9 protein-coding genes are annotated in these 12349 nt (G+C 54.8%); 8 read left to right on the top strand and 1 reads right to left on the bottom strand.

From position 1 onward, the window contains the following. Positions 1-190: 190 nt before the first annotated feature. Positions 191-919 (bottom strand): DUF481 domain-containing protein, encoded by a 729-nt coding sequence (locus KUO20_RS15475; RefSeq protein ID WP_235042504.1) that lies wholly within the window; start codon positions 917-919, stop codon positions 191-193. Positions 920-1061: 142 nt separating this feature from the next. On the opposite strand from KUO20_RS15475, the gene KUO20_RS15470 reads away from it, so the two are divergent. The 8 genes from KUO20_RS15470 (at position 1062) to urtB (ending at position 12348) form a co-directional block, all read left to right on the top strand. Beyond that, positions 1062-2741 carry an ATP-binding protein gene (locus KUO20_RS15470; RefSeq protein ID WP_235040709.1) on the top strand — a complete coding sequence of 560 codons (1680 nt, stop codon included), beginning with the start codon at positions 1062-1064 and terminating at the stop codon, positions 2739-2741. A 119-nt stretch (positions 2742-2860) separates the two neighbouring features. Further along, a complete protein-coding gene (locus KUO20_RS15465; protein WP_235040708.1) occupies positions 2861-3598 on the top strand; it encodes a response regulator in 738 nt (245 codons plus the stop codon). 478 nt (positions 3599-4076) lie between these two features. Continuing rightward, positions 4077-5405 (top strand): CitMHS family transporter, encoded by a 1329-nt coding sequence (locus tag KUO20_RS15460; RefSeq protein ID WP_235040707.1) that lies wholly within the window; start codon positions 4077-4079, stop codon positions 5403-5405. A gap of 273 nt (positions 5406-5678) precedes the next feature. Next, a complete protein-coding gene (locus KUO20_RS15455) occupies positions 5679-6677 on the top strand; it encodes a Bug family tripartite tricarboxylate transporter substrate binding protein (RefSeq protein ID WP_235040706.1) in 999 nt (332 codons plus the stop codon). Between the two features lie 147 nt (positions 6678-6824). Then, positions 6825-7307, top strand: a complete 483-nt coding sequence (locus KUO20_RS15450) for a tripartite tricarboxylate transporter TctB family protein (RefSeq protein ID WP_235040705.1) — start codon at positions 6825-6827, stop codon at positions 7305-7307. A gap of 52 nt (positions 7308-7359) precedes the next feature. Further along, entirely contained in the window at positions 7360-8853 is a 1494-nt protein-coding gene (locus KUO20_RS15445) for a tripartite tricarboxylate transporter permease (protein WP_235040704.1), read from the top strand. Positions 8854-9360: 507 nt separating this feature from the next. After that, positions 9361-10650: an urea ABC transporter substrate-binding protein gene (gene urtA, locus KUO20_RS15440; protein WP_235042503.1), complete on the top strand. Its 1290-nt coding sequence runs from the start codon at positions 9361-9363 to the stop codon at positions 10648-10650. A gap of 87 nt (positions 10651-10737) precedes the next feature. Continuing rightward, positions 10738-12348 carry an urea ABC transporter permease subunit UrtB gene (gene urtB, locus KUO20_RS15435; RefSeq protein ID WP_235040703.1) on the top strand — a complete coding sequence of 537 codons (1611 nt, stop codon included), beginning with the start codon at positions 10738-10740 and terminating at the stop codon, positions 12346-12348. Position 12349 lies beyond the last annotated feature (1 nt).

The following is a 12349-nucleotide window of genomic DNA, read 5'->3' as shown; positions in this document are numbered from 1 at the left end:
GATAAGCCGCTATCAACACACGTCGATAAGGATCTGACGCGTCTATGTCGTCTGAAATCAGCTCAAAAAAAAGCGCCATTCAATGAATGGCGCGAGGACAGGAAACTGGACACAGTATATCGACAATATAGACCAACGTCTAATCCGTTTTATTTTGGTGCGTAAAAAGATTGGCCTGCACACTTTTGGCTCACCAGCGGTAAAGAAGCGACGCGCTTACGGTGCTGTCGGTACGTTCACTGGCATCAGCAGGCGGCTCGGAGTTGTGCTTGATTTCGTGTGACAGGCGCAGGGAAAGCTTTGAGTTAAGCCGTGCGGTAAGCGCGGTTAGCGAACGAGAGGTGATATTTTGCTCGGTGTATTCTACTGACATTTCCTGCTGAAGATCCGCATACTCAGAAAATCCCCAGCGGTAGTCGAGGGCGGTGTAGGCCACGGCCAGTCGATCGTTATCGTCGTCGCGTAAGCGGTCATGACGGTAGCCGGGGCCTGCTTCTAGCGACAGCGTATGAGCATCGGTCTCAAGGATCTGTCGGCCATAGCCGCCAATCACGGAGAGCTGCTGGTCATAGCCGGCAAAGCGGTCTTTTTCCCAGCGGGCGAAGCCAAACAAATAGTGTGGACCTTCTAAATCATAGCGCTCGCGCCCGGCCACCAAATATTGCTCAGCGCTGGTTTCATCATCTTTCGTCACGTTGCGGACTTCACCGCGCAGCGAATAGGTATAATTACCCGTTAGCCACGTTAACAGCATTTTGCCAATCAGCGTTTGGCTGTCGGTGTTGCCTGAAAGGCGCGTAAAGCCGAATTCAGCATCACCGCTGAAAACCGGGGCGTCTTCTTTCGGCGCCGGTGGTGCATAGAAAGGGCTAGCATAAGCTGCGGTTAGCCAAAATGGCCAGCAGGCCAGCAAAAGCATCCATCGAGTGATCGCCACAAGGTCCCTCCTTGAGTAAGGCATTCGGCCATTATATCAGCGAACGATGACAGAAAGTGACGACGTTCAACGCCGTTTGCTGGCGCGTGTCATAATGACGATGCCACGTATTTTGAGCGTATCTATGACCATTTCTCGCCTCCGCACCTTAGCGGACCTACAGCGCTGGCGCCGTACTCGCGCCAGACGCAGCTGGTATAAACGCAGCTTTCGTCTTCAGGTAATGCTGTTGGTCGGGCTATTGCTAGCCGGCATGCTACTGGCACAGGGTACGTATCTCAATCATCGTAAGGCGGAAATTATTAGCCAGCAGATGGGCGAGCGGGCGCTGGCGGTGGCTAAAACGGTGGCGTCGATGCCGCAAATTATCAACGCGTTTGCTATTCCCGACCCGTCTTTCATTATTCAGCCGCTCGCGGAGCGCATTCGCCATGAAACGGGGGCCCGATATGTCGTGGTGGGTGACGCGCAAAGCAGGCGCTACTCGCATCCGGTGCAGGAACGGATTGGCGAGAAGATGGTGGGGGGGGACAACGATCAAGCGCTGATTTATGGTCAATTTTATGTCTCAGAGGCGACCGGCTCATTGGGCACCGCTATGCGAGGTAAAGCCCCTATCTGGGATGAAGAGGGCAATATCATTGGCGTTGTTTCCGTCGGCTTTATGATGGATCGCGTTGCTATGGATGTCGGCAGACACACCAGCTTCGGCTGGTGGCTGGTTGGGTTAATGATTTGCCTGGGGTTTGCCGGTGCTTACTGGCTGTCGCAGCATCTTAAACGAGTGATTCTGGGGCTTGAACCCTATGAAATTGCCCGCCTAGCGATGGAAAAAGAAGCCATTTTGCAATCTATTCACGAGGGGGTGCTGGCGGTTAATCGTGAGGGCCATATCACTCTGGTTAACCAGCAGGCGCGGCGCTTTCTTGATCTAGACGATGCGCATGTGCTGCTCGGGCAGCCCATTCGCGGGGTGGTGCCGAATTCTCGATTATTAGAAGTCCTCAAGCACGGCGAGCAGGAATTTGATCAGGAGATGTGGCTGGGCGATCACCCGGTGGTAGTGAACCGCGTGCCGATTCTGCATGAGGGTGAGATCGAAGGCGCGGTGGCGACCTTTCGTAGCCGTCGCGAGATCATTGACCTGTCTCAAGCACTGACCCAGGCCAGCCGTGACGTGGATATGCTGCGCGCTCAGGCGCATGAGTTTTCCAATAAGCTTTACACTATTTCGGGCTTGCTGCAGTTAAAGCGCACCGACGAGGCGCTGGCGCTGATCCACCAAGAAACCAAGCGTACCCAGGCGCAGATGAGCTTTTTAATGCGCCATGTGGCTGACGCCGTGCTTAGTGGCACGCTACTGGGTAAACTCACCCGAGCGCGGGAGCTGGGCGTGGCGCTGGAAATCGACTCGCAAAGTTCGCTTTCTTGCCCGCTCACCCCTACTGGGCAAGAAGTCATGATGAGTGTGGTCGGCAATCTGTTAGATAACGCCTGCCACGCCGCGCTTAATGGGCCGAGTAAGGAGCCTAAAGTGCGCCTGTTCTTCACTGATCTAGGCGAGCAGCTGCTGATTGAGGTGGAAGATAACGGCCCAGGCGTGCCCGCTGAACTCGCAGAGTCGATTTTCCAAGACGGCTTTTCAACCAAAAGCGGCAAGCATCAGGGCATTGGCTTAGCGCTCGTCGCAAGGCTGTGTCGTCAAAACGGAGGCGCGGTGACGCTAGAGGAAAGTGAGCTTGAGGGCGCGTGTTTTATCGCCGTGCTAGACCGCTCGCTGTGCGCCGCTTCCCGCACCGTATGAACGCAGCACTTTGTTGCTCTAGCGAGCTGATCGGCGCAAACGGCAACACCGGCGCCTGTTACCATCGCCACTACATATTGCCACTACAACAATGATGAAACATTGCTAGGGGAAAACGCATGTCTGCCAAGCAATACGGCATCTTGGTCATCGAAGATGATTTTCGCATTGCCGATATCCATAAAGCCTTTATTGAGCAAAGCGACGGCTTTTATGTTGTCGGTATGGCGCGCAATGGCAGTGAGGCTAAAGCGCTGATGGCCCAGCATGCCAATGATATTCATCTGATTTTGCTGGATGCCTACTTACCCGATGTAGAAGGGCTGGAGCTTTTATGGGCCATTCGGCGTGACTATGTGCATGTGGATATCGTGATGGTAACGGCTGCTCGTGAGGTGGAAACGATTAGCGAGGCGCTGCGCGGCGGCGTCTTTGATTATCTGATTAAGCCGATTGAAGCCGCCCGGATGAGCCAGATGCTCATTCGCTTTCGCCGTGAGCGCGAAGTGCTGGCCAACTACGCAGAGCTGAGTCAGGATGAATTGGACCACGTGCTAGCGCGAGTACAGCCCAGCGGAGCGGGACGTTCGACGCAGAAAGCACGCGTGCTTCCCAAGGGGATTGATCGCCTAACCCTGCGTGCGGTGGTGGCCGCGCTTCAGGCATCATCTCAGCCCCAGGCTGCGATGCAGGTGGCGCGGGAGATGGGCACTAGCCGCTCGACGGCGCGCCGCTATTTAGAGTTTTTGGTCTCGGTGCAGCTGGTAAACGCCGAGCTAGGCTACGGCGATGTCGGCAGGCCCGAGCGCCGATATCGTTTGGTCGGTGACGCCTTGCCTTGGTGTGAAGAGGAATAGCATTACAAGAAAGGACGATGCCGCGTGAGCAAAATGCACACAACGCTCAAAACGAACTTTTTGTTCATTATGTTCATAACGTTGAGAGGCGTTGCACCAATCCTTTAATGTGCGCCCAGCACGCCAGCATAGTAATAATTTCTTCACAAGAAGAGCGCCATGATAGTCAGAATCCCTGACATTAAGGCGTTTGAGAGGGTCTGGACTGCCTCCGATGTTCCTGACTGGACCTAGTGTCACCCTGAAGGTGAATGCGTAGGATCCTTCCCATTTCAGCCAATTTCTAACGTTAGTCATTCCCTTGGGCGGGGAGAATACCCCGACTCAGTTATTAGGCAACCAACGCTTGTCGCTATGCCCTCAATGGGTCTGAGCGCGATGCGGCTCGTCGCTAAGTCTATTGAGACCTAAGGCGGGCGCGTGTTCGGCGTTGCTAGGGATGATTAAGCTTAAGAATTAAAGAAAAGGTTAATGACGAATGAGCTTAAGTGTCATTGGTTTTATCACCATCATCGTTATCGTCGGCCTGCTTATTAGTGGGCGCGTTTCTCCTCTGGTAGCCATGGTTATTCCGCCGGTCATTGCAGCCTTTGCGGCAGGCTTTGGTGCGACGGATCTAGGCGAGTTTTTTAGCGCGGGGCTAAGCTCCGTGATGAATGTCGCAGTAATGTTCATTTTCGCCATTATTTTCTTTGGAATCATGCAGGACACGGGGCTGTTCGAGCCGGTGATCAATAAGATGATCGCCTTATCGAGAGGCAACATTATTACCGTCGCTCTGATTACCGTGCTCATTGCCATGGTGGCACAGCTAGATGGCTCCGGTGCCTCCACTTTCCTGATTACTATACCGGCACTGTTGCCGCTCTATTTGCGGCTACGCATGAATCCTTACTTGCTGCTGCTGCTTATCGCCGGTTCTGCTTCCATAGTAAATATGGTGCCGTGGGGCGGGCCATTGGGGCGAGTGGCATCGGTACTGGATTTAGATGTCACCGAATTGTGGTATCCGCTGATTCAGATCCAGGCCATCGGCGTGGTGTTAATGCTGGCGCTGGCGATTTTTATGGGCATTCTGGAAAAGCGCAGAATTTTAAGAACCTACGGCACCCTGCAGCCTAGTCAGGAGCATGGAGAAGGGCCACTGACCCAGGGCGTCGTCTCAAATGACGTCGATCCCAGCCTGCAGCGCCCGAAGCTGATCTGGCTTAATGCCATCATCGCTCTTGCCGTCATCACGATTCTGGTTGCCGGTATATTGCCTGCGGGTTTGGCGTTTTTACTGGGTGTCTCTGTGGCGCTGCTGGTGAACTATCGCACGCCTAAAGAGCAGATGGCGCGCATTCAAGCGCATGCGCCGGGCGCCTTAACCATGGCCTCTATCATTATCTCCGCTGGCCTGTTCCTGGGGGTTTTGAACGGCACGGGCATGTTAAATGCCATCGCCAATGATGTGGTGACGGTGCTGCCGAGCGCTTTCTCCGACTACCTGCATATCATCATTGGGGTGCTGGGTGTGCCGTTAGACTTGCTGCTTAGCACGGATGCCTACTACTTCGCCCTGTTCCCCGTGGTAGAGCAAATCGGCCTTTCCTTTGATATCGACTCCTATTCGACGGCCTATGCCATGATCATTGGTAACATCGTGGGCACTTTCGTATCTCCCTTGGCTCCCGCCGTATGGCTGGCGCTAGGGCTATCAGGTCTTGAGATGCACAAGCACTTGCGCTACTCGTTCTTCTGGATGTGGGGGTTGAGTATCGTGCTGTTGATGTGTGCTGTTTTGCTTGGCGTAATAGCCGTTTGATTCAATGATGCCTCACAGCTAAGCTGAATTTTGGGCATTGTTAGCAATAGGCGGCGGTGTATTCTGAAAGATGCGCCGCCGCCACGTTAATGAGCGATGAATGCGCTTGAACACAATGAACAAAATGCCCATAAAGAACTTTTTGTCTTTTATGCGCACAAGCTTGTCGGTCAGGGGCACGGTCTTCTAACGTTCGCGGCGTGTCATCACATAATAAGACAATTATTTATACCAATACCCATACAACAACACTGAGATATGGAGAACGCCATCATGACCTCGCTTACTCTCAAGCGCTTATCTGTATTTGCTTTACCGCTAGCCGCATTTGCTGGAATGACGAGCGCCGCACAGGCGCAAGAGTGGGCGCCAAGCCGCTCGATTGAATTCGTCGCGCCAGCTAATCCGGGTGGTGGTTGGGACACGCTTGCCCGCACCATGTCGCGGGTGATCCAGCAAGAAGAGCTGGCTGACGAAAGCTTTGCCGCGATCAACGTACCCGGCGGCGGCGGCGCTGTTGCATGGGCGCAAGTGGCTCGCGACACCGGCAACCCGCACAAGCTGTTTGCAACCAGCCCGCCGATGATTCTGGTACCGCTGGCTGGCGCCTCACGCTATGACCACACCGACTTTACCCCTATCGCTAGGATTAATACCGACTACTCGATCATTCTGGTGGCGGCGGACTCTGAGTATCAGACCCTTGAAGATCTGCTCAATGCGCTGAAAGAAGACCCCAGCTTGAGCGTTGGCGGCGGCAGTGCGCCTGGCTCCATGGATCATATTGCGATTGCAGGCTTGGCCTCAGCGGCCGGTATAGAAGCCTCTGCCGTTAATTACATTCCTTTCTCAGGTGGCGGCGATGCCATGACCAACCTGATGGGCGGCCATATCGAAGCCGTGGTCGGTGGCGCTGGTGAAGCGGTTGGCCAGCTTGGTGAAGGAAGCCAGCTTCGTGCGCTGGGTGTCTCCTCTGAAGAGCGCCTGGGTGGCGGTTTGAGTGAAGTGCCTACCTATCAAGAGCAGGGCTTTGACTATACCTTCGATATCTGGCGCGGCATCATGGGCACGCCGGATATGCCGGAAGAAGCCGTGGCTTACTACGAAGATCTGTTCGCTGAAATGCTTGAAACCGACGCCTGGCGTGAAGCGAGCGACCAGCTGGGCTGGATCGACGCCTACCAAGACAGCGAAGAATTTGGTGCCTTCCTGGATCAGCAGCAAGAGCAGTTCAGCGACGTGCTGGGCGAACTTGGCTTGCTGCGCCAGTAATCCTACTACCGTATAACCCGGCCGCCTAAGTGCGGCTGGGGCACGCCTGTTGTTAATCACTTGTTTTTAACCACCTGTTCTTAAAGACCGTGGCTAAAGCGGGTTGTTAACGACAGTCGGTGCGTTGGCTCCTTCGGAGAGATTCCTATGACTCGTTTAAACACCAATCAGTGGTTAGCGCTGATATTGGCGCTACTGGCTGTCGCCTACATCGCGATGGCATGGCAAATCCCAACCTTCCCGTTACCGCGGCCGGTCGATTCTGACCTGTTTCCCAAAGTATTGGGGTTTTCGTTATTGATCCTGTCGGGTTTTCTGTTCTTTGAGAAGCCTACGCCGATTGCCGGTGCTGATGACATTGATCAAGAGGCACAGCAAGGGCCGCTGCTATTAACGCCCTGGGCACGCATCATCGTGACCTCGCTGGCGATTGCCGCCTATGCGTTTTTACTGGTGCCGATTGGCTTTGTGCTCGCCTCGACGCTGCTCTGCGTGGGCTTAACGGCTTACTACGGCTACCGTCGCCATACGGTTAACCTCGCGACATCGCTGGGGGTAGTGCTAGCGCTCTATCTCACCATGACGCGAGTGATGGATGTCTATCTACCCACTGGCGTGCTGCCTTTCTAAACCAGCCGTTTAGCCGAAATTAAGCTAGCAGGTCTTTAAGAGAGTAATTCCCATGGATGCCTTCAATAATCTGATGTACGGCTTTGGCATCGCGCTTGAGCCGATGAATATCGCTTACGTGTTTGCTGGCGTATTTGCCGGCACTATTATCGGTATGCTGCCGGGCCTAGGCCCTATTAGCGCGCTTGCCCTTATGATTCCTATCACCTTTTCCATGGAGCCTTCTTCAGGCTTAATCTTAATGGCAGGGGTGTATTACGGTGCTATCTTCGGCGGCTCTACGTCATCGATTTTGCTCAACGCTCCGGGCGTGGCGGGCACCGTGGCGACCTCGTTTGACGGTTATCCGATGGCCAAGAAAGGCCTGGCGGGTAAAGCGCTGGCCATTGCGGCCTATTCGTCATTCGTAGGCGGCACGGTGTCGGTTATTTTCCTGATGCTCGTCGCACCGCTGTTATCGAAAGTGGCCGTCAGCTTTGGCCCTTCTGAGTACTTTGCGCTTATGGTGTTAGGCTTAACCGCCGTGGTTTCGCTGTCGGATAAGTCACTGGTCAAAGGACTGATTGCCGCCGTGGTTGGGGTGATTATCTCGATTGTGGGTATCGATATGCAGACCGGTACCGAACGTTTCACCTTCGGGTCGATTCAATTGCTGGACGGTATCGACTTCCTGGTCGTAGCGCTGGGTATTTTCGCGCTTGCTGAGGTGTTTTACATGCTGCTGCGCGGCGGCGGTGGCAAAGAAGCGCCGCGCAATGCGATTGGCTCGCTGAAGCTGACCCGCAGTGAAGTAAAAGAGATCGCAGGTCCGGTTGGCCGCAGCTCGGTGCTGGGTTTCTTTACCGGCGTACTGCCGGGTGCGGGCGCAACCATCGGCTCATTTTTGGGCTACAGCATGGAAAAGCGTATTGCTAAAGATGGCCACACCTTTGGGCAGGGCAATATCAAGGGCGTTGCGGCGCCAGAAGCGGCCAATAACGCTGCCTGTACCGGCTCCTTTGTACCGCTATTAACGCTAGGTGTGCCGGGCTCGGGCACTACCGCGGTTCTACTCGGCGCACTGCTGGTAATGGGCGTTAACCCCGGCCCTATGATGCTTGAACAGCGTCCGGACGTGTTCTGGGGCGTGGTCGCCAGTATGTATATCGGCAATATCTTCCTGCTGGCACTTAACCTGCCGCTGATTCCCTATATCGCCAAAATTCTCGATATGCCCCGGCCATTGCTGTTATCGCTCATCCTAATCTTCTGCATGATCGGCGTTTACGGTATGAGCTTCAGCGTGTTTGATCTGCTGCTGCTGTTGGGCTTTGGCTTGGTTGGCCTGGGAATGCGCCTGTTTGGTTTCCCGGCGGCGCCGCTAATCCTGGCGCTGATTTTGGGTAATATCATGGAAGAGTCCATGCGCCGTGCGCTGCAAATCTCGGGTGGCGATTGGACAACGTTCATCGATAAGCCGATTTCGCTGGGGCTGCTGCTGGTAGCCTTACTGTCGCTTGGCTTACCGCTACTGAAAAAACGTCGCAAGAAAAGTGCCGCTGCGTAACTCATTAGCGGTACGTTTTGGATGATTAATAAGGAGCCTTGGGGATACCCAGGCTCCTTTTTTGTATCTCACGCTTTTGTCGCCTTTGTAACCAGGCAGTGAGCCTAGAGTTTCTGTTGCGCAGCGTCGCCCGCCAAGTGCCTGGTTGGTGCACAGGTTTTTATTGGTGCATTGATAGAGTGCTTAAGGTTAGATGTGATGCTTCATTTTGGTGCGTTGGGTTAGCCTATGGTTTTTTAGAATATCAATAAGTGATTGAATAGATAGCTATAAAAAAGTGTTGTGCCAATCTGGCGCATCCCTTGCAAGTGTTAATGGCTCGTGGACGTATTAGGGGAACTAACACAACGGCCCTGAATGCGAAGCCAATTAACAAGCCCCACACATAAGGGGTGCAAGGAGGTTCAAGTGATCACATTGCCATACAACACAAGCGCTCGCTCGACACACCTGAGCGCAATCCGCTCTCCTGGTCGCTTTGCGCTCGCCTTGCTCACCGCTGCTGTGATGGGCGCCAGCGCTCCGGCCATCGCTCAAGACGCTGATCAGAGCGAAGATCCGATTAAGGTCGGCATTTTACACTCGCTCTCCGGCACTATGGCGATCAGTGAGACCGTTCTTAAAGACACCGTCGAAATGTTGATTGAGCAGCAGAACGAAGCGGGTGGCCTGCTGGGTCGTCAGCTAGAGGCTGTTGTTGTCGATCCCGCTTCTAACTGGCCGCTATTTGCTGAACGCGCCCGTGAGCTGCTGGCCCAGGAAGAGGTTGACGTTATATTCGGTAACTGGACCTCGGTTTCACGTAAAGCGGTGCTGCCTGTCGTGGAAGAACTCAACGGCCTGCTGTTCTATCCGGTGCAGTATGAAGGTGAAGAGTCCTCAGAAAACGTCTTTTACACCGGCGCAGCGCCTAACCAGCAGGCGATTCCTGCCGTTGAGTATCTAATCAACGAAGTGGGCATCGAGCGCTTCGCGCTGATCGGCACCGACTACGTGTATCCGCGCACGACCAATCGCATTCTTGAGGCGTTTCTCAAAGATGAGTATGGCATCGCCGACGAAGACATCATGGTCAACTACACGCCATTCGGCCATTCCGATTGGCAGAATATTGTGTCTGAGCTGAGCCGTTTCGGTGAAGAGGGCAAGCGCACCGCCGTCATCTCGACGATTAATGGCGATGCCAACGTGCCGTTTTACACCGAGCTTGCTAACCAGGGCATCGACGCTGCCGATATTCCGGTCATCGCCTTCTCCGTGGGCGAACAGGAACTTACCGGTATCGATACGAGCCCGCTGGTGGGGCATTTAGCCGCTTGGAACTACTTCATGAGCGTCGATAATGATGACAACTATGACTTTATCGATGCCTGGATCGACTACACCGGCGACGAAGAGGCGGTGACGAATGACCCGATGGAAGCGCACTACATTGGTTTTAACATGTGGGCAGAAGCGGTTCGTAAAGCAGGCACCACCGATGTCGACAGCGTAAAAGATGCGATTATTGGCGTGACGGTGCCGAATCTATCCGGCGGCTATGCGGCGATGATGCCCAACCATCACATCACCAAGCCGGTGCTGATTGGTGAAATTCAGGATAACGGCCAGTTTGATATTGTCTGGCAGACGCCGTCTACCGTGGCCGGCGATGCTTGGTCGGATTACCTACCCGGTTCGCGTGACCTGATTGCCGATTGGCGCAAGCCGATGGAATGCGGCAACTTTAACGTCGTGAACGGCTCGTGCGGCGGCAGTACCGCCGTAGAAGAAGCCGAAGCGGCCCTCGCAGAATAACGATGATTTCCCTCTACGCCTGACTGAAAAGTGAGGCGTAGAGGAGCACGCTACCTTTCCCTCTCAGATAACCAAAGGAAGAACCCCATGAGGCGTTTCCTTTCCTTAGGGCTACTGTGCCTGCTGTTGTTGAGCATCACAGTCACCTCGCAAGCCCAAACGAGTTCTACCGCTAACGCTGACGCCGTCGCCCTTGAGCTGCTAGAAGCGCTGGACGTTGAATCATATAGCGACAAAGGCGACGCCATCACCGCGATTTTGCAAAGCGATGATGAGCGCGCCCGCGATTGGCTGCAGGCGCTATTGGATGGCCGCTTACAGAGTACCGACGATGGCAGAATAGTGCTGGTGCTCGACAATAGCGGCCGCGAGTGGCCGGTTGCCGATGTACTAGCGGGCGAAGCGCTGGGCCAGATGTCGCGCCGCGACTTAGATCGTATCGGCATAAATAACGCGCTGCGCAATCAGCTGCGTAGCGCCATCGCCGTGGTTGACCTTTACTCGCCTAACGTTGAGCGTCGCCGCCGCTCGGCAGAACGGCTGTTGGGCGAAGTGGACGAAACGCTGGCTGAGCCGCTCAGTGAACTGATTGCCGACGAGCAGGATAGTCAGGTTGCCCGCAGACTTTCCCAAGCGTTAGCGATCTACCAAGTGGAAAGCGGTGAGCTGGCGGGCGTTGAAGCGCTGCGTGGCAGTTTGCATCCTCGCGCACGAGTCGCGCTAAGCCGCGCCGTGAACGGGGATGATCCTATTGTGGCAGACGCAGCGGCGAGCGCTTTGGGCAGCATTGAACAAAATCTCAAGATTAATCGTGGCTTGGAAACTCTCTACTTTGGCTTAAGTCTCGGCTCGGTGCTGGTGCTGGCAGCGATAGGCCTGGCGATTACCTTTGGCGTCATGGGCGTAATCAATATGGCCCACGGTGAACTGATGATGCTGGGCGCTTATACCACCTGGGGAATGCAGCAGCTGCTGCCCGGCCAGCCTGGGTTGGCGCTGATTCTGTCTATTCCTGCGGGCTTTATGGTCGCAGCGTTAGCGGGAATTGCTATCGAGCGTGGCGTTATTCAGTTTTTGAAAGGCCGTCCGCTGGAAACTCTGCTAGCGACCTTTGGTATCAGCCTGATTCTGCAGCAGCTGGTGCGCACCGTTATTTCGCCGCTTAACCGCACGGTGATTACGCCGGAATGGATGAGTGGCTCGCTGGTGATTAACGATGCGCTGTCACTCACGCTTAACCGTATGGTGGTGCTGGGGTTTGCGCTGGTGGTGTTTGCGGCGCTGATGCTGATTATGCGCCGCACACGGCTAGGGCTTGATGTGCGTGCCGTGACGCAAAACAGGACCATGGCCCGCTCGATGGGTATTCGCGCTACCCGTGTCGATATTATGACCTTCGCGCTCGGTTCGGGCGTGGCCGGCCTGGCCGGTGTCGCGCTTTCCCAGTTAACCAACGTTGGCCCTAACCTGGGGCAAAACTACATCATCGACTCCTTTATGGTGGTGGTGTTTGGCGGCGTCGGCAACCTGTGGGGAACGCTGGTGGCGGGCCTCTCGCTGGGGATTATTAATCAGGTGTTAGAGCCTTGGGCGGGCGCAGTGCTGGCCAAAATTATCGTCTTGGTCTTTATCATCCTATTCATTCAAAAACGCCCGCGTGGACTCTTCCCGCAGAAGGGCCGGGCTGCGGAGGGCTAAG

It is taken from the genome of Vreelandella profundi (assembly GCF_019722725.1).
Lineage (GTDB): Bacteria > Pseudomonadota > Gammaproteobacteria > Pseudomonadales > Halomonadaceae > Vreelandella > Vreelandella profundi.
The sequence above is the reverse complement of the archived record's forward strand: the minus strand, read 5'-3'. Positions and strand labels throughout refer to the sequence as shown.